Here is a 25,626-nt window from a genome sequence, read left to right on the forward strand (position 1 = left end):
TCCTGCATTCCGATGAAGTATCAGGGACGATGGACGACGAAGCAAAGGCGCTGGTATAATGCATATCAAACAGGAACTCACCGAACGGCATGTACTCACGCTGACCGTCGACAACGAAGCAGGCACGCTGGCGCGGATCGCAGGCATGTTTACGTCGCGCGGTTACAACATCGACAGTTTGACCGTTGCCGATATCAGCGAAGACCATACCACCAGCCGGATTACCATCGTTACCCGCGGGCCACCGCCGGTCATCGACCAGATCATTGCGCAATGTGAACGCCTGATCCCGGTGCACAAAGTCACGGACCTGACCGAAGCTGGCCCCCATGTGGAGCGAGAGCTTGCGTTGGTTAAGGTGCGCGGCACCGGCGACCAACGGGTTGAGGCAATGCGCCTTGCCGATATTTATCGCGCCCGCGTGATCGATGCGACTGTCAACAGCTTCATTTTTGAGATAACCGGCGGCCCGGACAAGATCGACACGTTCGTCGCATTGATGCGCGAAGTCGGCCTGGTTGAAGTCGGCAGAACCGGAATTGTCGGCCTGATGCGCGGAGCCGAAGGCAGCTAAATTTCATCGTCAAAATATTACGCCGTTGAAAGTAAGACCCTGAAACACATTCCGGGTGACGGCAAAGCAGAAGGACTAAAACATGAAAGTATTTTACGACGCAGATTGCGATCTGGGCCTAATCAAGGACAAGAAAGTCGCGATTGTTGGTTATGGTAGCCAAGGCCATGCACATGCCCAGAACCTGCGCGACAGCGGCGTTGCGGACGTAGCCATTGCATTGCGTGCTGGATCAGCCACCGCGAAAAAGGCCGAAGCCGCTGGCTTCAAGGTCTTGGCAAATGCCGATGCCGCCGCGTGGGCCGATATTTTGATGGTGCTGGCACCTGACGAGCATCAGGCCGCCATTTACGCCGATGACTTGCATGCAAATATGAAGCCCGGCGCGGCGCTTGCCTTTGCCCATGGCCTGAACGTCCATTTCGGCCTTATCGAACCACGCGCAGACATTGATGTCATCATGATCGCGCCAAAGGGCCCCGGCCATACCGTGCGCAGCGAATATCAAAAAGGCGGCGGCGTGCCTTGCCTTATCGCGGTTGCGCAAAATGCATCGGGCAATGCCCATGACATCGCGCTTGCATATGCAAGCGGCGTTGGCGGCGGACGCAGCGGCATCATCGAAACCAACTTCCGCGAAGAGTGCGAAACCGATCTGTTCGGTGAACAGGCCGTATTGTGCGGTGGTATCACGCACCTTATCCAAGCTGGCTTCGAAACGCTGACCGAGGCGGGCTATGCCCCTGAAATGGCGTATTTCGAATGCTTGCATGAAACGAAGCTCATCGTTGACCTTCTATATGAAGGCGGCATCGCCAACATGCGCTATTCGATCTCCAACACCGCGGAATATGGCGACATCACGACTGGCCCGCGCATCATTACCGATGAAACTAAGGCGGAAATGAAGCGCGTTCTTGCGGACATTCAGTCCGGCCGTTTTGTGAAGAACTTCGTTCTGGACAACCGTGCGGGACAACCTGAACTTAAGGCCGCGCGCAAGGCTGCCGCCGCGCATCCAATCGAAGCAACGGGCGCAAAACTGCGCGCTATGATGCCTTGGATCGCCAAGAATAAGCTGGTTGATCAAGCGAAAAACTAATCTTCTTCGCATCTTGACAGTTTAAGGGGAGGCATCGACACTTGAGCCTCCCCTTTTTCATGTCTGGAGCAATTTTATGCGCAAGCTTTTATGTGCCCTTCCCCTCTTCGCGGCTGTCCCCCTCATCGCCCAGAGCGCACCACAAACCCCCGGCGCGGTAGATGTCACGCGCGTGACCGCAGGAACGTACAACACCGATCCTGCACACACGCTGGTCGGTTGGCGGGTTAGCCATTTCGGTTTCAACGACTATTTTGGCATCTTCGGCGATGCGACGGGGACATTGGTTCTGGACCCTGCAAAGCCAAATGCATCAACGGTCGATATCACTATTCCGGTAGGAAAAGTCACAACCGCGAGCGCTGGCCTCACGGGCCATTTGCTTCGTGCTGGCAAAGAAGGCGGCAAAGCTGACTTTTTCGGTCCAGCGCCAGCGGATGCAAAATTTGTGTCCACCAGCGTGGTTGCCAAGGGCACGACAGCGAAAATCACGGGTAACCTAACGCTGAACGGCATTACCAAGCCAGTCGTGCTCGACACGACATTTTCAGGTGCTGGCAACAACCCGTTCAACAAGAAGCCAACCGTCGGTTTTCATGCCACAACGACCATTCAGCGCAGCGAATTTGGCGTAAGTTACGGCGTTCCATTCGTATCGGACGAGGTAAAGCTCGACATTAGCGTTGCCTTTGAAAAGGCCAGCTAACGATCAAAAAAACGCCGCAAAAGCACAAAGGGGATATTTTTCCTCGCCTTGTGCCTTTGCGGCATCATGTGGATATGTTTTTGGCCTACGCCATATCGGGGAAGCAATTACCCCCGGAAAGCCGCATCCAAAGCAACCTTGGCGGCGCGATACTCTGCCTCAAGCTGATCAACAAATTGTGCCACAGTTTGCACTTCCTTGATCGCGCCGATACCCTGGCCTGAACCCCAGATATCCTTCCAAGCCTTAGCTTCGCTATTGCCGCCCGAACCAAAGTTCATTGTGGAAATATCGCCCTTTGGCAGATTGTTGGGGTCCATCCCTGCGCGCTCGATCGACTGGCGCAGATAATTGCCGCTGACGCCGGTAAACAGGTCCGAGTAAACAATGTCGGCGGCTTTCGCCTCAACGATATTGTCTTTGTAGCCGTCAACGGCATTAGCTTCCTTCGTCGCGATGAACGCGCTGCCGATATAGCCAAAGTCTGCACCCATGGCTTGCGCGGCCAACACGGACGCACCGTGTGCAATCGATCCCGAAAGCGCGACTGGACCGTCGAACCATTCACGAATTTCGCGCATCAATGCGAAAGGTGAGGTTACGCCAGCGTGTCCGCCAGCGCCTGCAGCGACGGGAATAAGACCATCTGCGCCCTTCTCGATTGCTTTGTGCGCGAAACGGTCATTGATGACGTCATGAAACGCAATGCCGCCCCAGCTGTGCACGGCTTGGTTCAGTTCTTCCTGCGCGCCAAGCGACGTGATCGTGATGGGAACCTGCCATTTCGCGCAGGTCGCCAAATCTTCCTGCAACCGGTTATTTGATTTATGCACGATCTGGTTCACCGCATAAGGCGCGGCAGGGCGCGTGGGATTATCGCGGTTATGTGCGGCGAGTTCCTCAGTGATCTGGTGCAACCATTCGTCCAGCTGGCTGGCCGGACGCGCATTGAGCGCTGGGAATGAACCGACAACACCCGCCTTGCACTGTGCAATCACCAGCTCTGGACCTGAAACGATAAAAAGCGGCGATCCAATCACCGGAAGACGAAGATTGTCGAAAATTGCCGGAAGTGCCATGCGCCGAATCCCTTGTTAAATGAGCATTTAACGGTGGGTTAGCGCCTGCACATCGCGGCTGTCAAATGGGTGGTACGTAACAAGCCATTACGTAAGGTTAGGCGGGTGTGATTTTTCATGCACGCCCGCCTTTAGATCGACTTACGCGCCGTTAGCGGCACTCAAAATCGCCCGAACGGACGCGGTTGCGACATCCCTGCTGATGCCAACACCGAACAAAATCGGCCCATCGCCAACACGGCACTCAACATAGGCAGCAGCGCGTGCGTCGGTGCCATGGCCGATTGCGTGCTCGCTATAGTCAATGATGTCCAGCGGCCCTCCCAGAGCCTCCTCAAGCGCGTTGGCAAGGCTTGAGATAAGTCCATTGCCGCGACCGCTCACGCTTTGTTCGACGCCATCGATGCGGATGTTGCCTGCGAAGATACGTTCATCCAGTTGACGCTGGCTTTGGCTTTCGCGGAAGTCGAGCAACCGGAAGCGCCCTTCGCCTTTCAGATGATAGCGCTTTTCAAACGCCTCCCAAATATCGGCACTGGTTAACTCGCGGCCAGTCGTGTCGGACAATTCCTGCACCGTCGTGGAAAAATTGGCCTGCATACGCTTCGGCAGTTTAAGGCCGTGGTCCTGCTCGATAACCCAGGCGACACCGCCCTTGCCGCTTTGGGAATTCACCCGGATCACGGCTTCGTATGACCGGCCCAAATCCGCTGGATCTATCGGCAAATAGGGCACACGCCAGATTTCGTCATTTTGCTGTTCATGCGCGGCAAAACCCTTTTTAATGGCGTCTTGGTGCGATCCGGAAAAGGCCGTGAACACCAATTCACCGGCATATGGGTGACGCGGATGGACCGGCAGTTGATTGCAATATTCCACGGTCTGAATGACTTCATCGATATCGCTGAAATCAAGACCTGGGTTCAGCCCTTGGGTATACATGTTCAGCGCGAGTGTAACGAGGTCAACATTGCCCGTGCGTTCACCATTGCCGAACAGGCAACCTTCAATCCGGTCACCGCCTGCCAACAGGCCAAGTTCCGCCGCGGCAATGCCGCTGCCCCTGTCATTATGTGGATGCAGGCTGATGACGACGGCATCACGCGCGCTGATATGTTTGCACATCCATTCGATCTGGTCGGCATATACATTGGGCATTGCGGCTTCGATGGTGGCGGGCAAATTCAGGATCAGTGGCTTGGCAGCGGTCGGTTTCAAAACCTCCATCACGGCTTCGCTTACCTCAAGGCTGAATTCGAGTTCAGCGGTCGAAAAGGTTTCGGGGCTATATTCGAAATGCCAGTCGGTTTCGGGGAAGCGCGCGGCTTGCTCCATCAACATATGCGCACCTTCAACCGCGATGGCTTTCACGCCCGCTTTGTCGAGGTTAAAGACAATGTCCCGCCACGCAGGGCTGACGGCATTATACAGATGCACAATCGCACGCGGTGCGCCCGCCATGCTTTCGAACGTTTTTTCAATAAGGTCGCGCCGCGACTGCGTCAGGCTCTGGATCGTCACATCATCGGGGATGCTTCCGCTATCGACCAAGCCACGGATGAAATCGAAATCTGTCGCACCGGAGCTTGGGAAACCAACTTCGATTTCCTTTACGCCGACTTTCAGGAGAAGATCAAAAAAGCGACGCTTTTTCTCTGCGCCCATCGGATCGATCAGCGCCTGATTGCCATCGCGCAAGTCGGTCGAAAGCCAACGTGGCGGTGCGTCTATGGTACGATTTGGCCACTGACGATCGGGCAGATCAACTTGCGGGAGTGCGCGGTATTTACGGGATGGATCGGATAACATCATGTTTTTTGCAACTTCGCGATTGCGCCCATTATCTGGGCTGTAAGACTTGGCGGGTTTTCATGAAGCCCTTAGGCGGCCTGCCGAACGATGCCGACATCAAGCGCACGCCTAAGGGCGTGTAAGTCGTAGAAGAAGCAAGGTCGCGTTGTGCAAAGACATTATGTTGCGGCGATAGCCATTCAAAGCAACATTCGTCCAGTATAAAATTTATGCGCATTCATTTAGTTGCCAGCCAAATGGTGTAACGCATCTGCTATTGGGCGGAGTTTATGGCATCTTTACCGTTAACCAAGCTTGCATTTACTGTGCCCTGATCGGGGTTGGGCGTCACAACAACAACCTCATCTGCATGCAAGCCGGGCAGCTCAAGTGCGCGGTCATATGCCCCGTGCGTAGCAAGGTCGTGCACAAGGCGTACCACATAACGCATTGCTTCAGGCACGGGCAGCTGCGGATGCGTGAAGGTAAGTTCCTGATCGCATAACCACGCCAACCCTGTTGTTTGCACAGTACCGATCCTCGGCATATCAAAGCCAACACACAGCAATGCCGGAAAGGCCGCACCTTGAGCATATTGCGCCACAGCTTCTGCGTAATAATCATATCCGGAAACAACATCCGCCGGAGACCAAAACACGGCCTTGATGCCCAAGTTGCGGCCCAGAATGTCGCCAAGCTCCAGCATAGCCTGAACAATTGCGGGAACAGTGCGGCCAGACGTGACTGCTGGGCCCAAATCGATGCCCACGGCGGACTGGATATCCGAGAGGTCAGCGTTACAAAAAATGTGGTGCGTTTCTTCTGGCGCAGGGCACGCCTGTAACGCATAGGTAAATGCAACACCGCTAAACAGCATACTGCCCGACACGCTCGCCGGGTTACTGCCGTCATCAAAGGTGATGCCAAGCCCGTCGAAATCGACGGATTGCCAAATTTCCCTCAAATCGGCGAAGCTATCCGCCGACAGCAATGACATAACCGTCATACGATCTTCCAATCGAAGTTCCTTTTTTGTTCGTATTGGTCGAAACAAAAAGGTTCAAGCGATTTTGCGACAACACACGGTCAACGCGGCGTAGCGTATTAAATTTCGACTTGGCTTCCCAGTTCGACCACCCGATTGCTGGGCAGCTTAAAGAACTCCATGGCGTTTGCCGCATTGCGCAACATCCATGCGAAAATCTTTTCGCGCCAGATCGCCATACCCGGCATCTTCGACGCAATCAGCGTCTGCCGGGACAGGAAGAAGCTGGTGTGCATCATATCAAATTTTGGACCGCACAGATCAACCAAATCCAGTGTCGCGGGGACATTGGTTTCTTCCAAAAAGCCAAAGCGCATTTTGACGCGATAGAAACCTTCACCAAGGTCTTTGCAGATAATCCGTTCGCCGGTTTCGACGAAGGGGACATCCTCAATTTGTACCGTGAGGATGATGACGCGTTCATGCAAAATGCGGTTGTGCTTGATGTTATGCAGCAACGCCGAAGGAACGCCGCTCGCGGCAGACGCCATGAAAATCGCCGTGCCGGGAACCCGCGTGGCGCTGTTTGCAGCCGATTTGATGAAGATTTCCATCGGCATCGTGCTTTCGGCCATACGTTCCCGCATCAGCGCGCGGCCACGTGACCATGTCGTCAGCAGGGTGAAGATCACCAAACCAATCAGCAGTGGCACCCAGCCGCCCGACGGGACCTTGAGCAGATTTGCGCCGAAATAGGCAAAGTCAACGATGAAGAACAACGCCAATATCGGAATGGCTTTCCACTTTGGCCATTTCCAAAGCGACACGAGCACGACCGCGATCAGGCAGGTATCGATAAACATCGCGCCCGTGACCGCGATGCCATAAGCAGCGGCAAGGTTTGACGAAGACTGGAAGAACAGCACCAACAAGAGAACCATCACCGCCAGCCCCCAATTGATTGCCGGAATGTAGATCTGGCCTGCGGCTTTCTCGCTGGTGTGACGAATGCTCAAGCGCGGCATGAAGCCCAACTGAATGGCTTGTTGTGTTAAAGAGAATGCACCCGAAATCACGGCTTGGCTGGCGATAATCGCGGCCAAAATCGTCAATATGATGACAGGCGTGCTAATGATGTCCGGCACCATCAGGAAGAACGGGTCACGAATGGCCATCTGGGCTTCCTCAGGCGTCATCGACAGGATCATTGCCCCCTGCCCCATATAGTTCAGCATCAACGCAGGCAGAACAAAGAACAGCCAACTGAACTTAATTGGGCGCCGTCCAAAATGCCCCATATCGGCATAGAGCGCCTCGGCTCCGGTAACGGCAAGCACCACAGTGCCCATCGCGACAAATGCGCGGAAGCCATCAACATAAAAGAAATAAAAGGCGTTTAGCGGGTTCAGAACATCCAGAATGATCAACGGCATCTTTGTAAGATGCATAATGCCAAGGCCCGCCAGTGTCGCAAAATAGACCAGCATGATCGGTCCGAACCATGCACCAACCTTGGCCGTACCACGCGACTGGAACGCAAAAAGTGCACCAATAATCACGACGGATATGGGCAGGATCCAGTCGCTAAAGCCTTGGTTGACATATTTCAGACCTTCCGCCGCGGACAGGATCGACATCGCCGGCGTGATCATGGAGTCGCCATAGAAAAGGGCGGTCGCAAAAACGCCAAGCATCACGAAAGGCGTGGTCCATTTTGCGCCCGCAGTCTGCCGGTTAATCAGCGCAAGAAGGGCAAGACTTCCGCCCTCGCCCTTGTTGTCGGCTTTCATGATCGTGAAGACATATTTGAATGTCACAACGATCATCATCGACCAGAATACGAGACTTAGCACACCATTAATGTGCATAGGGTCGGGGGTGATGGGATGATGTCCGGCGAATGTTTCGCGGAAAGCATAGATCGGGCTGGTCCCGATGTCGCCAAACACAACGCCAACTGTGCCAACGCACAGGGCGAGCAACGACCCCTTCGGGGCATGACTTGCATGATGATCTTGTTCGCTATGACCAAAATCGTCTGCGGCTTGCGGTCCAACCATTTCGTTTCCCCGGCGTTTGCCCCGAATGCCCCTAAAAGCAGTCAGGACGCGCGCATTAGCATGGCCACCAACCCATCACAACAAAGCAATAAAGCCGGTGATTTATAACAAAAATAATTTATATCAGCTACTTAGTTGCATTAGCCGCTTGGGCATTAGCGGCCTGCGCCTGCAATGCCTTCGCCGCTTGCAGTTGCGACTCAATACGTGCCTTCCACTTGGCTTGCGGTGTCGCCAGTGACACGGTCTTTTCCCAGAGCAAAATGGCCCCGTCGAGGTCACCGGCAAAGAGCCGCGCAAGCCCCGCGAAATAATATGGCGCAGGATAATTGGGCCGGATTGCCCGCGCCTTATCAAATGCCAATTGCGCCGGAGGCGACATTTGGCCTTCGCTTGCGAGCATCAGTTGCAAACCCAATGCGGACCACAAATCCGGGTTGTTGGGGTCTTTGCGCAAGCCGGCTTGAATATAGGTTGCGGAAAGCGGGTAATCGCCCTGCTTGGCAAATGAGTCGGCGGTAACAAGCCAGCGCTTTGCGCTGCCAAAGCTTTGGTCCATGTCTGCCCGTATGTCGACAAGCTGGGTTGCGGCGACTTCGCTTGCCGCCAGTGGCTTAGCAGGTGACGATGGTGTCGTGGGCCGTCCCTGAAGCGCATATCCCGTCATGCCCAATAGAATGACAGCTGCGGCAATCTGCCACAAACCTTTCGACGATCGGACATTCCAGACGAGCACGGCTAGGCTGAGTACCGCCAAAATGCCAAGTGCAAACCAACCGTTCATGCGCCCCTCCGGAATAGCCCGCGCGCCAGCCATATGCCAGCGATCAGGACCAACAAGGGGGTAAACCAAAGCAACAGCCCTGCCCCCTTCATATCAGGTTCGAAGCTGACCCATTCACCATAGCGCGCAATCATCCAGCCACGAATGGCCTCGGGCTTTTGCCCCGCTGCAATTTGTTGCCGCACCTCCGCGCGCATCGTACCCGCCATGTGCGCGTCACTATCGGCGATCGATTGGCCCTGGCATTGAATGCAGCGCAAGCTGTGCATCAACTTGGTTGCCGCCGCTTCCTGTGTAGGATCAGGCAACTGACGGTTCGCTAATGCGGGCGTTGGGCCGCTGCCTTGCGCAAACACCGGTGTTGCAAGCATCAGGTATATGAGCGCGAGCATTCTCATTTCGCGGCATTCACTTTTTCAATCAGCATCGGGACATGTTCTGCCCGGATATCGCCGATATGCTGATACAATATCGTGCCGTCACCGCCGATGACATAAGTTTCCGGAACCCCTGACGATCCAAGCTTAAGCTGAACCGCCATTTCGCTGTCCGATCCAATCCGCCGGAACGGGTTGCCGAATTCGTTCAGAAATGCTGCAACGTCTTCGGGTCTGTCGCGAATGGCGATGGCGTCAATTTCGATACCTGCCTTTTTCAACGCCTCAAGATACGGCGCTTCCGCCTTGCACGGTAGGCACCAACTGGCAAAAATGTTCAGCAAACGGGGCTTTCCGTCGGTCATATCGGCGCTGGCCAAGCCTTCGACACCCGCCGTTGCTGCGGGCAATGAAAATGCTGGCAGCTTTTGGCCAATCATCGCCGAATGCACTTGATCGTCCTTGGGGACGGCCAGGCCGTACATCGCCAGACCACCGATAAAGGCGACCACCGCAAGCGGGATCCACAGAAGCCAGCGCCGGTTCATGTCGCCTGCCACTTGCTTTTAGCAGGCTTTTTCGCGCGCCGGAACATGCGGCCAAGCAGCGCAATGATACCACCAACAGCGATTAACATTCCGCCATACCAAATGAACGGCACAAAGGGTTTCCACCACAAGCGTACTTGCCAGCGGCCATCCCCCTCTTGGTCAGGCTGCGCAATGACGGCATAAAGTTGGCCATTCCAACGTGTCAGCAATGCCGCCTCGCTCGTTTGCATTTCAGGTCTATAAAACTGTCGTGATTGCGGGCGAAGCACAAACGCACTGCCATTTTTCACCGCCTGCAATTCGCCTTCGATGGCAACCCAATTGTCCCCGACAACAGGATTGACGTCGTCCAGCTTCACTTGCCAGCCCGCGATTTCCGCGCTTTCGCCCGGGGCAAGCGCAGTTAATGTTTCTGATGAAAAGCCAGACTCTGCCGCCATGCCGAAAACGCTCACCGCAATGCCGAAGTGGGCAATGACCATACCGAATATAGGCAATGGCGTGCGCAGCAATTTGCGGCCGCGTAAGGGCAGCCACGCGGCGACAGCCAGCGCCAATGACAGGGCAATCCCAAGCAATGGGAACAGTCCAACGTCCGGCGCGAACTTCCACACGGCGATGCCGCTCCACAACAAAATTGCAGCGCCCCCGATAAGCCAATATTTTAAGCGTTTGAGATCATCGCGGCGCCAGCGCAGCATCGGGCCAATCAAAAGGGCAAGCATTAACAGAACAGCGATAGGCACCGTTGCCTTGTTAAAATAGGGTGGGCCAACTGAAATCTTGTCGCCCATCGCCTCTGCGGCAAGCGGGTACAGCGTGCCGATGAGCACCACGGCCAGAATTACACTGAGGAAGATATTGTTCGCAACAATGCCGCCTTCGCGGCTGATAAGTTGAAACGACTCGCCTTGCTTGACCGAACCAATGCGCAAAGCAAAAATCACAAACGCAAGGCTGGTGTAAATCAACATCAAGGCAAGGATGAACGCCCCGCGTTCCGGATCGACAGCGAAGGCGTGGACGCTCGTCAAAATGCCCGACCGCACCAAGAACGTCCCAGCCATCGACATTGCAAATGCAACGAGCGCCAGCATGATCGTCCACGCGCGCAAAGCGTTTCGGGTGGCAAGGACGCTGACCGAATGCAGAAGCGCGGTCGCCGCAAGCCAAGGCAGCAGCGATGCGTTTTCAACCGGGTCCCAGAACCACCAGCCACCCCAGCCAAGTTCATAATAGGCCCAATAGCTGCCGGCGGTGATACCGATGGTCAGGAATATCCACGCCGCCAACACCCAAGGCCGCATAGCGCGTGCAAAGGCTGGCCCAACCTGATTGGTCAGCAGTGCCCCAACGGCAAAGGAAAAGGCGATCGAAAGACCGACATAACCGAAATATAAAGTCGGCGGATGGAACGCGAGGCCGATGTCCTGAAGCAATGGATTCAATCCATTCCCTTCAACAGGCGCAGGGACGAGGCGCTCAAACGGGTTTGACGCGAACAAAAGGAACCCAAAAAAACCAAGGGCAATGAATGCCTGCACCGCCAGCGTGGCATTGAGCGTTTTGGGCTCAATCCGCTTTTCCAACAGCGCAATCGCAGCGCCGGACACCGACAGAACCGATACCCACAGCAGCATGGAGCCTTCATGGTTGCCCCATGTGCCCGCAAGCTTGAAAATCAGTGGCTTATCAATGTGGCTATTGCTGGCGACCAACAACACCGACAGGTCGGTGACATAAAACAGCCACATCAGCGCGAGAAACGCAAAGGCACATAAAGCACCTTGGACATAAGCCGCAGGCTTGATCAGCGGCACAAGCTGCCCAGCGCCGCCGCGCAACAATGTCATGCCACCTACAAGTTGAAGCAACGCCATTGCGGCGGCGAGCCACAATGCGGCAAGTCCTGCCTCTGCCATTATGTCAAAGCCTTCATTTTGAAAGCGTGTCCTTTGTGTGTTCTGCGGAAGTCATGTCGATATCCGCCAGTTCTTTGGGCACATAATTTTCGTCATGCTTCGCCAACAGGCTGTCCGCGACAAAGATACCGTCGGGACCAAGCCGGCCATCTGCAACCACACCAGATCCTTCAACGAACAGATCGGGCGTAATGCCGCGATAGGTCACTTTTTGCGATTTATCCTTGTCCTGCACCGTAAAGGTAATGGAAACGCCATCGGGCGCGCGGACGATTGAGCCCTTTTGCACCATTCCGCCAAGCCGAATGGCCTTACCCGGCGCAACATTGGCATTGGCCAAGGTCGTGGGCGTGTAAAAATACGACGCTTCTTCCCGCAGTGCCGCCGCCGCGATGAGGCTAGCCCCGATCAAGGCGAAAACCGAAATCACGGCGAGCAGCAGGCGTTGATGCTTGGGTTTCATGGCTGTTGCCTCAATTCATCTGCCGAAGCCTCTGCACGACGCATGGCAAGATAGCTGGAAATCAACAGCCAGCTCATGCCGATGCCAGTCACAGCGAACGACGCGATAATGAACGGTGCGTGCGGCATCAATAGTCCGCCATACGGCGCATACGCGCCTCAATCCGCATTTCAGCCAACGCCGTGCGCATCCGCATCAACACCAATGCGCCGAACAACAGGCTGAAGCCCGCAACAGACACAAAAAGCGGCACCAAATAGGCTTGATCGATGGAAGAGCCACCCAAGGTGATGCTCGCCTTTTGGTGTTGGCTTTCCCACCAGATGACGGATCGGTTGATGATCGGAATGTTGACGGCACCGATGATGCCGAAAACGGCAGCAACGCGGCTCGTATCGCCCTTCTCGCTCGATGCGTTCGAAAGCGCGATATATCCAAGATAGAGGAAGAACAGCACCAGCATGGATGTCAGCCGGCCATCCCACACCCACCATGTTCCCCATGTTGGTCGGCCCCAAATCGATCCAGTGATTAGGCAAATCGCCGCAAAGGTCGCGCCGGGCACCGCAATTGCGCGCGCCGACACACCAGCAAGCGGATGGCGCCAGACCAGCTGAATGATGCTGGCAATGGCAATGCCCGTCCATCCGCCCATACCCAACCAAGCGGCGGGTACATGAACAAATATAATCTTTACGGTATCGCCCATGAGCCGCTCAGTCGGCGTGAAGAACGCCCCCCACAGGCAAGCCCCGAGCGTCAAAGCGATGCCCAGCCACAACAGCCAAGGCGTGAGTGGCTTTGCGATTCGCAAAAAGCGGGCAGGATTGGCGAAACGATGCATAAGTCGGCGATGCATCTAGCACTGCCAAAGCGTTACGCCAATGGATTTGGCATCAGCGCCCAATAAGCTTTTGTGCCATATTGTCGGCGACTTCAGCCGGTGTTTTGCCGGTCGAATCACTTTCATTCCAGATTGCCGCCAATCGCCCTGCGATCGCATCGACGCGCCGGTTAATCTCGGCATCGTCGGCATTTTCGATCTGGCGCAGCACGTTGATAATGCCGCCTGCGTTAATGACATAATCCGGCGCATATAAAATACCGCGGTCGGCGAGCATCCGCCCTTCAGAGCCGGTTGCCAACTGGTTGTTTGCACCACCAGCAACGGCACACACTTTGAGCGCTGCTACGCTGGCTTCGGTCAGCACTGCACCAAGCGCGCAAGGACTGAACACATCGGCTTCCACCGTCATAATGGCATCCGCAGCAACACTTTGCCCACCCAATTCACGCGCAAGATCTGCGGCGCGTTGCGCGTCAACATCGGCGAGGGTCAGCTTGGCACCCTCTGCCGCCAAATAACGGGCAAGCCCGCCACCGACGCTGCCAACGCCCTGTATGGCCACATGGACGCCATTCAGGTCATCGGTACCAAGCGCATGCTTGACCGCTGCCTTGACGCCCAGAAAGACGCCACGCGCCGTATATGGACCGGGATCACCACCCTGGCCCGGAAGTCCCGCAACATGTGGGGTAACCTTGGAAACGGCAACCATGTCCGCTTCGGAAATGCCCACATCCTGCGCAGTGATATATTTCCCGCCGAGCGAGTCGACAGCACGTGCAAATGCTTCAAGCAGTTCCTGTGGTTTGGCGCGCTGCGGATTGGCCAGAATGACGGCCTTACCACCACCGGCCGAAAGCCCCGCCATCGCGTTTTTGTAGCTCATACCGCGCGACAAACGGAGCGCGTCGGTGATCGCCGCTTGTGAGTCGGCATAATGCCAGAAACGCGTTCCGCCCGCTGCCGGCCCCAAATGGGTCGAGTGCACCGCAATGACCGCCTTGAGCCCTGTCGCGCGGTCATCGAACACATGGACCGATTCATGCGAGTCAAAGTCTGGCAAATCCCAAATAGCGGGCATCTCGTCACTCCCAAATGCGGACGAATTCATTTCAACAACTTCGGAATCAAATTACACATCAACGTAATAATATTACGCAACGCGAAAGTCACTCAGATTATGCGGGGGAAATAAATGGGGCGACCGAGGGGTCTTGAACCCCCGACCTCTGGTACCACAAACCAGCGCTCTAACCAACTGAGCTACGGTCGCCATAGCGCCACTAAGGCAGGCGCGTTCCTATATTTTGGCCTTAAGATTATCACATGCCGGGCGTCAACCCGGCACGCTGATTATCTTACTTCTTGAGGCTAAGGCCACCAAAGCGCTTGTTGAACTGCGCAACGCGGCCGCCTGTGTCGAGCATACGGCCCGAACCACCGGTCCATGCAGGGTGCGAAGTCGGGTCAATATCTAGAGCCAACGTGTCGCCTTCCTTGCCCCAAGTGGAGCGTGTTTCGAAGACGGTGCCATCGGTCATCTGCACCTTGATCATGTGATAATCGGGGTGAATATCGGCTTTCATATATAATTCCTTTGTTCAGCGACCGGTTTCCGACCGGAAGCCCTAAATTCGGAAGCGCCGCGCATAGCGGTGGACGCCAGTTATAGCAAGATTCAATTATCCGCGAATGTCATCAAGCTGGCGGATCGGCGATCATGGCCATAAATTCGGCTTCCGCCGCGACCTGATCGCCCATCATCGCACGCCCCGCAAATTTGCAGACACGCGGACGCTTTTGCACAAATTCGACATTCAGATGCAGCAAGCAACCCGGCTCAACGGGCGCACGGAACTTCGCATTGTCGATCGACATGAAATAGACCAGCTTGCCCGAACCAATCAACCCAAGGCTCTCCATTGCCAAAACGCCAGCCGCTTGGGCCAGCGCTTCGACAATCAGCACGCCGGGCATGATGGGCCTTCCGGGGAAATGTCCCTGAAAGAACCCTTCATTGATGGTTACGGCTTTAATCGCGCTGATGCGCTCATCAGGGATAAGCTGTTCAACGCGGTCAACCAGCAACATCGGGTAACGGTGCGGCAGCACCGACATAACCCGGCGGACGTCATAATTGCTAAAATCAGCTTCGCTCATTCCGCTTAGCGGCTTTCAGGCTGTGCTGCTGGGGCCGCGGGTGCAGCGGCCGCAGCGGCCTGAGCGGCTTGCATCTGCGCTGCGTTGTTAAACAACTGCTGAATTTGCTGATACAAAGCGCCAATCTGACGCGACGGACGATAGCCGGCAGGCGGTGTGATTACGGCTGCTGGAATAGCTTTATCCAGCTCAGCGGTAATCGCGGGCGTTACGTCAACGGCTTCAGGTGCCCAAACAAATGCATCCGGTGCCAAAATGACGCTGATTTTCTTTGCAGCAACAACCGCCTGCTGCGCCGCGTCATACTTCAAGGCAATCTGCTCGACGGCATAAAGCTGCGCCAAGATGATCGGTTCTTGAAGCGTATTGATTTCCTTTTGCTTGGCATCAATCTGCGCCAGCAAGGGGTTTTTCGCCTTAATTGCAGCGTCGAGTTCAGCCTGCGTCAGCTCTTTATCTTTATTGGTATCAAGCTGCACATTGATGTTGTTGATTTCCTGACGCTTGGTCTGCATCTGCTGAACAACGGCTGCGTATTGCGTGCCGATCTGCTGATACGCAGTACCGAGTGCCTTTGTACGGGCAATAGCGACCGATGTTTCAGCGGTTGCAATGCCGGATACCTGAGCCGTTGCAGGAACAGCGATGGCTGTTGCGGACAAAAGAGCTGCCACGATGGCGGTGTTACGAATTTTCATTAGAATTGAGTTCCTACGTTGAATGTAAATAATTTGGTGTCGTCGCCGGGTTGTTTTAGCAGCGCACGGGCAATGTCAATTCGGAACGGACCAAAAGGTGAGTTCCAGTTTACGCCAAAACCAACCGACATACGCGGCTTCCATGTATCACCAAAGAACCGCTCTTCGAAACGCAGCACAGATACGCGCGTCGATCCATCGGCATTGGTGGCGGTGGTTGACGTCAGAAGCGTTCCTGTTGTGTCCACAAAGTAATACAGCGGAGCCCCCTGCTCATCGCGTTGCTGAACCGTCTGCAATATTGGACGGGTGACGTCAAAAACCGAACCAACATCGAGGAACAACGATGGGCGCAGACCCAATTCCTTGGCTCCACTGCCAAGCGGAATCTGAAGCTCCGCACGACCCATATAATAGAACCGACCGCCGATTGCATCGTCCTGAACCTGGTTCCGGTCCGTCAATGGCGTGTTCACGGCTACGCCGTTGACGATGTCGCCTTTAAAGAACACGCGCTGTACTCGTGGACCGACGCCACGAATATCAAACCCGCGCATCTGCGGTTCACCGAGGTAGAAACGATCGGTCAAACGGACGTCATCAATACCCAATGACTCAAGGCCGCGGCTTTCGAGTGGATGGATATATCCGCTCTCAAGTGACAGGCCGAACACAAAGTTCCCAAATGGTTTCCAGAATTTGTCCGCGTTAATGCGCGTCTTGACATATTTAACGCTGCCGCCAAGTCCTGCGAAATCTTGGCTAATACCAAAGCTCTGGCCACGCGTTGGACGGATTCGGTTGTCGCGGTCATCATATAACAACGTATAACCCAGCGATGAAGTCAGGCGTTTGCCCGTGGCATCACAAAGGAACCGGCCAGCGACGATTGGGTCACAAGATGCAGGTAGCGGACCCACGCCATCAGGGTCAGTGAAAAACGTGTTTTCATCCAACGAGATGTTGTCGTGGCTAAGGCCATAGCGTGCCTGGAAATAGACAAACTCGTTCACCGGCACACCAACGCGCAGTTGAAACCCGGTGGTTGCCTGCTCATAGGTTGTGTTGCGTTGATTGTTGAAGAAGTTGAAGCTGTTCAAATCGCGACGAAAGATATCGCCGGACACCATAATTGAACGGTCAAACAGATAGGGCTCGGTAAACCCGATTTCAGCGGACTTTGAATAGGATGAATAAGAGATATTCGTCCGCAATTCCTGGCCAACACCGCGGAAGTTCCGCTGCCTTACGGAACCTTGGAAAATGAAGTTTTCGATGGACGAAAAACCAGCCGAAAGCGACAATTCGCCCGTTGCTTTTTCCTCGACATTAGTCGTCAGCACGATGCGGTCGGGCGCGCTGCCCTGTGCTTGCTCGACTTCGAGATCTTCTTGGAAATATCCAAGTGACTTGATGCGCTCAGCGGTGCGCTTCACCTGAATGCTGTTAAATGCGTCGCCTTCGTTCAAACGGAACTCACGGCGAACCACCTTGTCTTGGGTCAGCGTATTGCCGTTAATGTCGATACGCTCAACGAAAACCCGCGGCGATTCCGCCACGTTGAAGGTGATACCCATCGTCAGCGTTTCTTTATCACGCTGGAAATCAGGGTTCACGTCGGCAAAAGCATAGCCGAATAGGCCGGCAGTTTCCGAGAGGCTTTCGACGGTATCTTCGACCATCTTGGCATCGTACCAATCGCCCTTTTTCATGCGCAATGTCGCCGTAAGACGATCGGAATCGAAATCGCGGATTTGGCTTTCAACCTTCACATCGCCGAATTTGTAGCGATCACCCTCTTCCACCACGTAAGTGATGATGAAATCCTGCTTATCAGGTGTAAGTTCCGCAATAGCGGATACCACGCGGAAATCGGCATAGCCTTGCGTCAGATAAAACTGGCGCAGTTTTTGTTGGTCAAATGCCAAACGGTCAGGGTCATAGCTGGTGCCTGAGCTGAAGAAGCGGTAAAAACGCGATTGCTTCGTCACCATTTCGCCACGCAATTCGCCATCGGAAAACTTTTCGTTGCCGATGATGTTGATCTGCTGGACCTTTGATTTCGGGCCTTCAGTGATTTCGAAGACGATATCGACGCGGTTCTGATCCAACTGGACCAGCTTCGGCTCGACCACCGCAGCAAAACGCCCCTGACGCTTGTAGAGTTCAACGATGCGCGCAACGTCCGCGCGGACTTTCGAACGCGAGTAAATCTGGCGTGGCGCCAATTTGATTTCGGGTTCGATCTTGTCGTTCTTGATGCGCTTGTTGCCTTCAAGAATGATGCGGTTGACCACCGGGTTTTCGCGCACTTCAATGACAACCGCGCCCGAATTGTTGCGCACGGCGACGTCCGCAAATAATTCAGTCGCGTATAAATCTTTCAACGCTTGGTCGGCAGAAACCTGGGTCCAAGGCTGTCCTGTCCTCAAGCGGATGTACGACCGGACCGTATCGCCCTCGAGTCGCTGGGTCCCAACGACGGTGATGGACTTGATTTGATCGACCGCAGCTGGCGCAGTCGGCTCAGCGGCAGGCGCCAGTGGCGTTGCTTGCGCAAACGCAGGCGTCATCGTGCCTGACGCCGCAAGGGCCGTCGAACCCATCAAAAAAATGCCAACGCTTTTGAGGTTGCCGAAAGGTCTACTTTTCATTGTCATCCGATCTGATGTCCGGGCCCCACCGGGAGTTGGCTTATTGCCGCTAAAACGGTTTTGCGTCCCTGCCCCATGCAGCGTCCGCAATCAAGTATGCAATGCCTTCAGCCGCTTTCAAAAAGCCCGAAAGACGCAAGGTCATTAAATGTTACCATAAGCATGAACGCCGCTAACATCGCAAAACCTCCACGAAAAGCCCACTCCTGCACCTGCGGTGTTGCGGGGCGTCTGCGTATCGCCTCAATTCCGTAGAGCAAAAGATGTCCTCCATCGAGCATCGGGATTGGCAGCAAATTGATGAACCCCAAGTTAATCGAGATGAGCGCCGCGAGGCTTATGAACGTCAATAGGCCAAGGCTCATCGCTTCGCCGGAAACTTTTGCGATTTTCAATGGCCCACCAAGTTCGGAAAGCGGACGCCGCCCCGAAATAATCTGCCCAAGGCCAATCACCTGCTGACGTAAGACATTGCCTGTTTGCAGGACAGCGGCCCATGGCGCCTCCAATATCCCGACTTCACGGACTTCCACCTTGCTGGCGCCAACGCCAATACGGCCAATACGATATTCGTTGCCAAAGCGATCGACTTCTTTGATTTCGGCCACGACGGTTTCTTTTACCAACCGCTCGCCATTGCGTTCGAATTCGATGGTAACGCGCTCACCGGGGATCATGATGCTCTCATTGGCCATCTGGTTAAAGGTTTCGATGTTGCGTCCATTGAATTTTAGGACGCGATCGCCCGGCATCAAACCGGCTTGTGCGGCGGGGCTTCCCGGTTGAATCACGTCCAATACCGGCGGTGTAACGGACTTCCCGAATGCCAGCAGAAAGCCCATGAAGATGAGTATCGCGAGCAAGAAGTTCACCGCGGGTCCAGCAAACACGATCAACGCACGCTGCCACAGCGTCTTGGACTGAAAAGTCTGGTTGCGTTCGGCCTCGGGCAGTTGCCGCCAGCTGTCATCGGCTTGGCTGGACGGGTTCATGTCACCTGCAAACTGAACAAAACCGCCCAATGGCAACAATCCAATGCGCCACAATGTGCCGCGCTTGTCCACCCTGCCCCAAATTTGTGGGCCAAAGCCGATGGAAAATTTGTCGGCCTTCACGCCGAACCAGCGGCCGACGAAATAATGCCCCAGTTCATGGACAACAACCAAAAACCCGATCAGCGCAATGAACGCGATCAGCGTCAAAAAGATATTGGGTGATTCAGTTGCCACGCGTCAATGTCTCCAATTCGTGCCGCGCATAAATCCGCGCATCTGCATCTATGCTGAACAGATCGTCCAGATGTGTGGGCGCAGCCGGTGCATAAGCCGTCAATGTTGCCTCCACCACATGTGCGATATCCAGAAAGCCAATCTGGCCGTGCAAAAACGCGTCGACAGCCACTTCATTGGCGGCGTTCAGGATGGCCGGCTTCGCGCCGCCCTCGGTAATCGCCGCGCGTGCCAAGCGGAGCGCGGGAAAGCGCACCATGTCGGGCTGTTCAAACGTTAGTTGGCCGATGGTCGCAAGGTCCAGCGGCTTGCAGTTCGTGGCCATACGTTCCGGCCATGCCAGCGCGCTGGCGATGGGTATGCGCATGTCTGGCGAACCAAGCTGCGCCAGCGTCGAACAATCGTCATACTCCACCATCGAATGGATGACCGATTGGGGATGAACCAAAATGTCTAGCTTATCGAGCCCCACGGGAAACAGATGATATGCCTCAATCAGTTCAAGGCCCTTGTTCATCATCGTCGCGGAATCGACGCTTATCTTTGCGCCCATGTCCCAATTGGGATGCGCGACGGCCTGCGCGGGTGTGACCTCACGCATCTGGTCAAGTGAGAACGACCGAAACGGGCCCCCGCTTGCGGTCAGCGTGATTTTGCGCACATGTTCCAGCTTGCTACCGGCAAGGCACTGAAAAATGGCATTATGCTCGCTATCCACGGGCAGTAACGCGGCGCCGGACTGCCGCACCGCAGCCATCATCAGCGCGCCTGCCGAAACCAGCGCTTCTTTATTGGCAAGCGCAACGGTTTTGCCCGTCTGTATCGCGGCCATGGTGGGCGGCAATCCAGCGCAGCCCACGATTGATGCCATCGTCCAGTCGACATCACGCTGAGCCGCCTCAACGAGCGCTTGCGCGCCCGCAGCCGCCGCGATGCCCGTGCCTTGCAACGCATCTTTCAGCGCCGGATAGGAAGCTTCATCGGCAACAACCGCCAGCTCTGCACCAAATTCAATGGCAAGCGTTGCAAGCGCAGAAGCATTACCATTGGCGGTCAGGGCAACGACGCGATAGGCGTCACGATGCTGACGCACAAGATCGAGCGTGGAGAGCCCCACAGAACCAGTTGCCCCGAATATCGAAACGCTGCGTGTCATCTTTAACTGCCCATTGCGCTTTGCGATATGGTGATCAGCCCAGCGACAAATGCGACCGCAATCAATCCATCGGTACGATCAAACAAGCCACCATGTCCGGGGATGAGCCCTCCGGAATCCTTTACCCCTGCCCGTCGCTTCATCCAGCTTTCGAAAAAATCACCGGTTTGCGCAACAACAGCAAGTGCCGCGCCGGTCAATGCAAGGCGCTGCCAACCATAAGTCAGATAAACGTCACCGTCACCCGCGTTGCCGCCCCTGAATGCGTAAATCGCGGCCTGAATAGCGATCATCATCAAGCCAGCGCCCACTATTCCGCCCAGCAAACCAGACCATGTTTTCGACGGGCTGATGCGTGGCGCAATTTTTGGCCCGCTTAATGTCCGCCCAGCGAAATATGCGCCGACATCGGTTCCGATGACACCAGCGATGAGCATGATTGTGGGCGTCATTCCAAAAAACGGCGCGCTAAACAGCAACAAAGTAAAGCAAGCCAGTCCAACGTACAAAAGTCCGCCAACAAGCCAGATGAACCGCGCGGGCATATTGCGGGCAAACGCGAGCGCGAGCTTTGCGAATTCCCAGTACACGCCCAATCCGACCAGAACGATGAGCGCCATAAACGCATAGCCACCCAGCCAGATCGCGCCGATAGCCACCGACATCATGGCAACGCTCGACAATGTCCGCACGCCTAAGTCGGAACGCGACTTCGTCAACGGAACAACCTTATCGGTCACCGACCACCATAACGTCGCTCACGCGTCGAAAACTCGGTCAAAGCTTGTGCAAGCTCATCCTTGCTAAAATCGGGCCACAGTGTGTCTGTAAACCAGAACTCGGCGTAGGCAGCTTGCCACAGCATGAAGTTCGATAACCGTTGCTCGCCCGACGTCCGGATCAAAAGGTCTAATGGCGGCAGACCTGCGGTGTCCAAATTGGCTTCGATAGATTCTACGGTAATCTCACCCTGCGCAGCGGCGGAACGGGCCGCGCGCGCGAGTTCATCCTGCGCGCCATAGTTCAACGCGACGGCCAGCGTTGTACGCGTATTCTGTGACGTTCGGGCAATCGACTCTTCAAGCATGTCCACAATATCGGGCGCCAACGCTTTGTAATTGCCTATTATCTTTAAGCGCACATCATTGGCAGCGAATTCATCGAGATCCGATTTGATGAATTCGCGCATCAACCCCATCAGGTCGTTGATTTCATCTTCCGGACGTTTCCAGTTCTCGCTCGAAAACGCATAAAGGCTGAGCGCTTCCAAGCCCAGCTCTCCGGCTGCCCGCACGATTTTGCGAACAGTCTCAACGCCCTTTTTGTGCCCCATCGCCCGCGGCAACATGCGCTTTTTCGCCCAGCGACCGTTACCATCCATAATGATGGCCACATGCCGCGGCTTTTTTCCAGTGCCGGCCTCGATGCGCTCAGTTTGGGAAGCGGTGGTCAACATTATGATTGGCCTGCCGCCCCGCAAAACATTGTCACCCCCGACTTGATCAGGCGGCCATGGTCTACGTCATCAGCGTTCACTGACAACTTTGGCCATGGATTCCCGCTTTCGCGGGAATGACACAATCTAGATAGAGGGACTTGCGCCAATATCACTGGCTAAGGATTTCCTTTTCCTTGTGCGCAGCGGCGTCATCAACGGCCTTGATCATCTCGTCGGTCATCTTCTGAACTTCGGTTTCAAGCCGCTTGCGATCGTCCTCGCTGATTTCCTTCTTATTCTCGTCGGTCTTCAGCCCGTCATTGGCATCGCGCCGCACGTTGCGGATCGCTATTTTCGCTTTCTCCGCATATTGACCGGCAAGCTTCGCCAGCTCTTTGCGGCGTTCTTCGGTCAAATCGGGAATAGGCAAACGCAATGTCTGGCCATCGGTAATCGGGTTCAGGCCAAGGCCCGCCGAACGAATAGCCTTTTCAACGGGGGTCACGTTGGAACGGTCCCAAACCTGCACCGACAACAACCGCGGCTCCGGCGCGCTGACCGTTGCAACCTGGCTCAATGGCATGTGTGAGCCATATACTTCGACCACTACGGGGTCGAGCAAGGTCACATTCGCACGGCCCGTGCGCAAACCGGAAAGGTCGCTCTTAAAAGAATCAACAGCGCCTTTCATGCGGCGCTCGACATCAGTCTTGTCATATTGCGGCATGATTCAATTTCCTTCGCTTGTTACCACAGTAGAAGTGCCGCTTCCGTCCAGCACTTTCAAAATATTGCCCTGCTCGCGGATGGAGAACACCACGATTGGAATGTTGTTGTCACGGCAAAGCGACACGGCGCTCGCGTCCATAACCTTCAGATTATCTGCCAACACCCGGTCGTAACTCAATGTTTCATAACGGGTTGCTGTCGAAACCTTCTTCGGATCGGCGTCATATACACCATCGACCGAGGTGCCTTTGAATAAGGCATCGCACTGCATTTCAGCAGCACGTAATGCAGCGCCGCTATCGGTCGTGAAGAACGGTGCACCAACGCCAGCGGCGAAGATCACGACCCGGCCTTTTTCCAGATGACGTTCTGCACGGCGGCGAATGACAGGCTCGCACACCTTGTCCATTTCGATGGCTGACTGGACCCGTGTGGGGACGCCAAGCTGTTCGAGCGCATTCTGCATGGCCAAAGCATTCATGACCGTTGCCAGCATGCCCATATAGTCCGCCTGTGCGCGATCCATGCCCTTGGCAGCACCGGCCATTCCGCGGAAGATGTTGCCACCACCGATAACGAGGCACAGTTGAAGCCCGGTATCCTGGGCCGCCTTCACTTCTTCGGCGACGCGTGCGACGGTATCCGGGTCAATGCCATAGGCCTGATCCCCCATCAGCACTTCGCCCGAAAGCTTAAGCAATATACGACGATAGCCGTGCGCGCTCATAATGTCCCTCGTCCCGATACAATAATGGCGCCCAGCTATAGGAGCCGCGCGCCACATCGCCAAGGCTTTATCCCCGTCATCAGACGGGGAAGCCCAGAATATTTATCCGCCGACCGCAGCAGCGACTTCAGCTGCAAAGTCAGACACTTCCTTTTCGATGCCTTCACCAAGCTGGAAGCGGACATAATCCTTCAACACGATTGGCTTGCCGGCTTCTTTACCAGCTGCGGCAACAACGTCGGAAATCGGTGTCTTGCCGTCCATTACGAATGGCTGGCTCAACAAAGCATTTTCCTTGGCGAACTTCTTAACAGCGCCTTCAACCATCTTTTCGACGATATCCGCAGGCTTGCCGCTTTCCGAAGCCTTCTCACGGGCAATGCCACGCTCACGCTCAAGGGTCTCTGCGTCCAAACCGGTTTCGTCGAGCGAAAGCGGGAATGCAGCGGCGATGTGCATCGCCAATTGCTTGCCGAGGCCGTCGAGCGTTGCAGCGTCTGCTTCGCTTTCGAGAGCCACGAGAACACCGATACCACCCATGCCAGGTGCAGCAGCGTTGTGTACGTATGACACGACGCGACCATTGCTGACCGAAAGCGACTTAACGCGGCGGATAACCTGGTTTTCACCGATGGTTGCAATATTGTTGGTCAAACGATCCTGAACGGTTTCGCCAGCACCATAAGGCGCCGCCAAAACCACTTCAGCGTCATTTGCGCTCAGGCTCAAGGCAACATTGCTGACCGCAGCAACGAATTCTTGGAACTGTTCGTTCTTCGCAACGAAGTCCGTCTGGCTGTTGACTTCGATAGCAGTACCCTTGGTACCTTCAACGGCAACGCCAACAAGACCTTCTGCAGCCGTGCGGCTCGATTTCTTGGCAGCAGTGGCAAGACCCTTGGCACGCAGCAAATCTACTGCGGCTTCGATATCGCCATTGGTCTCTTCAAGCGCCTTTTTGGCGTCCATCATGCCGGCGCCGGAAAGCTCACGCAGTTCCTTGACGGCTGAAGCTGTAATTGCAGACATATTTTGTCCTTTCGAATGAATGCGGCGGCATCCATAGCCGCCAATTTTGTCATTCCCGTGAAAGCGGGAAAATATGATCCGAGAACGATGTTTACACCGATATTTCAGACCATGCCCCCCCGAACAGGTCGGGGGGTCATAAGCTTTATTTAAGCGTCGGCAGCTGGTGCTTCTTCTGCAGCGACTTCCGCTACAGGTGCAGCTTCTTCGGCCAATGCAGGTTCAGCAGCTGGTTCAACTTCGGCACCAAGGTCAACGCCCTTGGCAACCTTAGCATTTACGTTGCCCTTGGTAGCCGCAGTGGCAACCGCGTCGCAGTACAAACGAATGGCGCGCGCTGCGTCATCATTTGCAGGAACCGGGAACGCGATACCGTCTGGCGATACGTTCGAATCGAGGATCGCGATGACAGGAATACCAAGAACATTGGCTTCCTTGATGGCGAGTTCTTCCTTGTTGGCGTCGATGACGAACATCACGTCAGGAATGCCGCCCATGTCGCGGATACCGCCAAGGCTCATTTCAAGCTTGTCGCGCTCGCGGGTCATCTGAAGAATTTCCTTCT

General features: G+C 55.2%; 27 protein-coding genes and 1 tRNA gene. 3 read left to right on the forward strand and 25 right to left on the reverse strand.

The features are described 5' to 3' along the window. Positions 1–58 precede the first annotated feature (58 nt). The 3 genes from ilvN to ACIQ0G_RS03340 all read left to right on the forward strand — a co-directional run bounded on the left by ilvN (position 59) and on the right by ACIQ0G_RS03340 (position 2,382). Positions 59–574 carry an acetolactate synthase small subunit gene (gene ilvN, locus ACIQ0G_RS03330; protein ID WP_183940357.1) on the forward strand — a complete coding sequence of 172 codons (516 nt, stop codon included), beginning with the start codon at positions 59–61 and terminating at the stop codon, positions 572–574. An 82-nt stretch (positions 575–656) separates the two neighbouring features. Then, complete coding sequence (ilvC, locus tag ACIQ0G_RS03335; protein WP_183940355.1) at positions 657–1,676, forward strand: ketol-acid reductoisomerase; 1,020 nt, start codon at positions 657–659, stop codon at positions 1,674–1,676. A 76-nt stretch (positions 1,677–1,752) separates the two neighbouring features. Beyond that, on the forward strand, positions 1,753–2,382 hold the full coding sequence (locus ACIQ0G_RS03340) for a YceI family protein (protein ID WP_397576691.1): 630 nt from the start codon (positions 1,753–1,755) through the stop codon (positions 2,380–2,382). A gap of 107 nt (positions 2,383–2,489) precedes the next feature. Here ACIQ0G_RS03340 and ACIQ0G_RS03345 read toward each other — a convergent pair whose 3' ends face one another. From ACIQ0G_RS03345 to rpsB, 25 genes are all read right to left on the reverse strand, one after another. After that, positions 2,490–3,461, reverse strand: coding sequence for an NAD(P)H-dependent flavin oxidoreductase (locus ACIQ0G_RS03345; RefSeq protein ID WP_397576692.1), 972 nt, complete (start codon positions 3,459–3,461; stop codon positions 2,490–2,492). Between the two features lie 141 nt (positions 3,462–3,602). Continuing rightward, complete coding sequence (gene leuA / locus ACIQ0G_RS03350; protein WP_397576693.1) at positions 3,603–5,273, reverse strand: 2-isopropylmalate synthase; 1,671 nt, start codon at positions 5,271–5,273, stop codon at positions 3,603–3,605. Between the two features lie 253 nt (positions 5,274–5,526). After that, the gene (locus ACIQ0G_RS03355) at positions 5,527–6,258 is read right to left on the reverse strand and encodes a hypothetical protein (protein WP_397576694.1); all 732 of its coding nucleotides are present in this window, start codon (positions 6,256–6,258) and stop codon (positions 5,527–5,529) included. A gap of 98 nt (positions 6,259–6,356) precedes the next feature. Continuing rightward, positions 6,357–8,297, reverse strand: coding sequence for a potassium transporter Kup (locus ACIQ0G_RS03360; RefSeq protein ID WP_397576695.1), 1,941 nt, complete (start codon positions 8,295–8,297; stop codon positions 6,357–6,359). A 127-nt stretch (positions 8,298–8,424) separates the two neighbouring features. Beyond that, positions 8,425–9,081 carry a tetratricopeptide repeat protein gene (locus ACIQ0G_RS03365; RefSeq protein WP_397576696.1) on the reverse strand — a complete coding sequence of 219 codons (657 nt, stop codon included), beginning with the start codon at positions 9,079–9,081 and terminating at the stop codon, positions 8,425–8,427. Further along, on the reverse strand, positions 9,078–9,473 hold the full coding sequence (locus ACIQ0G_RS03370; RefSeq protein ID WP_397576697.1) for a cytochrome c-type biogenesis protein CcmH: 396 nt from the start codon (positions 9,471–9,473) through the stop codon (positions 9,078–9,080). Before ACIQ0G_RS03370 ends, ACIQ0G_RS03365 begins: the two co-directional genes overlap by 4 nt. A 2-nt stretch (positions 9,474–9,475) precedes the next feature. Continuing rightward, a complete protein-coding gene (locus tag ACIQ0G_RS03375; protein ID WP_397576698.1) occupies positions 9,476–10,006 on the reverse strand; it encodes a DsbE family thiol:disulfide interchange protein in 531 nt (176 codons plus the stop codon). After that, positions 10,003–11,934, reverse strand: a complete 1,932-nt coding sequence (locus tag ACIQ0G_RS03380) for a heme lyase CcmF/NrfE family subunit (RefSeq protein WP_397576710.1) — start codon at positions 11,932–11,934, stop codon at positions 10,003–10,005. The genes ACIQ0G_RS03375 and ACIQ0G_RS03380 overlap by 4 nt, the downstream gene beginning before the upstream one ends. Before the next feature lie 10 nt (positions 11,935–11,944). After that, positions 11,945–12,394 (reverse strand): cytochrome c maturation protein CcmE, encoded by a 450-nt coding sequence (gene ccmE, locus ACIQ0G_RS03385; protein ID WP_397576699.1) that lies wholly within the window; start codon positions 12,392–12,394, stop codon positions 11,945–11,947. Beyond that, positions 12,391–12,522, reverse strand: a complete 132-nt coding sequence (ccmD, locus tag ACIQ0G_RS03390) for a heme exporter protein CcmD (protein ID WP_333790361.1) — start codon at positions 12,520–12,522, stop codon at positions 12,391–12,393. Before ccmD ends, ccmE begins: the two co-directional genes overlap by 4 nt. Further along, entirely contained in the window at positions 12,522–13,238 is a 717-nt protein-coding gene (gene ccmC, locus ACIQ0G_RS03395) for a heme ABC transporter permease CcmC (protein ID WP_333569503.1), read from the reverse strand. Before ccmC ends, ccmD begins: the two co-directional genes overlap by 1 nt. Positions 13,239–13,290: 52 nt before the next feature. Continuing rightward, entirely contained in the window at positions 13,291–14,322 is a 1,032-nt protein-coding gene (locus ACIQ0G_RS03400) for a Leu/Phe/Val dehydrogenase (RefSeq protein WP_397576700.1), read from the reverse strand. A 115-nt stretch (positions 14,323–14,437) separates the two neighbouring features. Then, a tRNA-His gene (locus ACIQ0G_RS03405) sits at positions 14,438–14,514 on the reverse strand. A gap of 85 nt (positions 14,515–14,599) precedes the next feature. Beyond that, positions 14,600–14,827, reverse strand: a complete 228-nt coding sequence (rpmE, locus tag ACIQ0G_RS03410; RefSeq protein ID WP_125230382.1) for a 50S ribosomal protein L31 — start codon at positions 14,825–14,827, stop codon at positions 14,600–14,602. Positions 14,828–14,939: 112 nt separating this feature from the next. Beyond that, positions 14,940–15,401, reverse strand: a complete 462-nt coding sequence (gene fabZ / locus ACIQ0G_RS03415) for a 3-hydroxyacyl-ACP dehydratase FabZ (protein ID WP_397575083.1) — start codon at positions 15,399–15,401, stop codon at positions 14,940–14,942. Positions 15,402–15,406: 5 nt separating this feature from the next. Further along, entirely contained in the window at positions 15,407–16,099 is a 693-nt protein-coding gene (locus ACIQ0G_RS03420) for an OmpH family outer membrane protein (protein ID WP_397576701.1), read from the reverse strand. Then, positions 16,099–18,705, reverse strand: a complete 2,607-nt coding sequence (gene bamA, locus ACIQ0G_RS03425) for an outer membrane protein assembly factor BamA (protein ID WP_397576702.1) — start codon at positions 18,703–18,705, stop codon at positions 16,099–16,101. The genes ACIQ0G_RS03420 and bamA overlap by 1 nt, the downstream gene beginning before the upstream one ends. 155 nt (positions 18,706–18,860) lie before the next feature. Further along, entirely contained in the window at positions 18,861–19,982 is a 1,122-nt protein-coding gene (rseP, locus tag ACIQ0G_RS03430) for an RIP metalloprotease RseP (RefSeq protein ID WP_397576703.1), read from the reverse strand. Continuing rightward, a complete protein-coding gene (locus ACIQ0G_RS03435) occupies positions 19,972–21,138 on the reverse strand; it encodes a 1-deoxy-D-xylulose-5-phosphate reductoisomerase (protein ID WP_397576704.1) in 1,167 nt (388 codons plus the stop codon). Before ACIQ0G_RS03435 ends, rseP begins: the two co-directional genes overlap by 11 nt. Positions 21,139–21,140: 2 nt before the next feature. Beyond that, on the reverse strand, positions 21,141–21,878 hold the full coding sequence (locus tag ACIQ0G_RS03440) for a phosphatidate cytidylyltransferase (RefSeq protein WP_397576705.1): 738 nt from the start codon (positions 21,876–21,878) through the stop codon (positions 21,141–21,143). Then, complete coding sequence (gene uppS / locus ACIQ0G_RS03445; protein WP_397576706.1) at positions 21,875–22,594, reverse strand: polyprenyl diphosphate synthase; 720 nt, start codon at positions 22,592–22,594, stop codon at positions 21,875–21,877. Before uppS ends, ACIQ0G_RS03440 begins: the two co-directional genes overlap by 4 nt. A 151-nt stretch (positions 22,595–22,745) precedes the next feature. After that, positions 22,746–23,303 carry a ribosome recycling factor gene (gene frr, locus ACIQ0G_RS03450; protein WP_324477378.1) on the reverse strand — a complete coding sequence of 186 codons (558 nt, stop codon included), beginning with the start codon at positions 23,301–23,303 and terminating at the stop codon, positions 22,746–22,748. A 3-nt stretch (positions 23,304–23,306) separates the two neighbouring features. Further along, positions 23,307–24,032 carry a UMP kinase gene (pyrH, locus tag ACIQ0G_RS03455; RefSeq protein ID WP_397576707.1) on the reverse strand — a complete coding sequence of 242 codons (726 nt, stop codon included), beginning with the start codon at positions 24,030–24,032 and terminating at the stop codon, positions 23,307–23,309. Between the two features lie 102 nt (positions 24,033–24,134). After that, entirely contained in the window at positions 24,135–25,061 is a 927-nt protein-coding gene (gene tsf / locus ACIQ0G_RS03460; RefSeq protein WP_397576708.1) for a translation elongation factor Ts, read from the reverse strand. Positions 25,062–25,210: 149 nt separating this feature from the next. After that, positions 25,211–25,626 (reverse strand): 30S ribosomal protein S2 (gene rpsB, locus ACIQ0G_RS03465; protein WP_397576709.1); only part of this gene is annotated, 416 nt, incomplete at its 5' end.

This window comes from Sphingorhabdus sp., from assembly GCF_044354325.1.
GTDB lineage: Bacteria > Pseudomonadota > Alphaproteobacteria > Sphingomonadales > Sphingomonadaceae > Sphingorhabdus_B.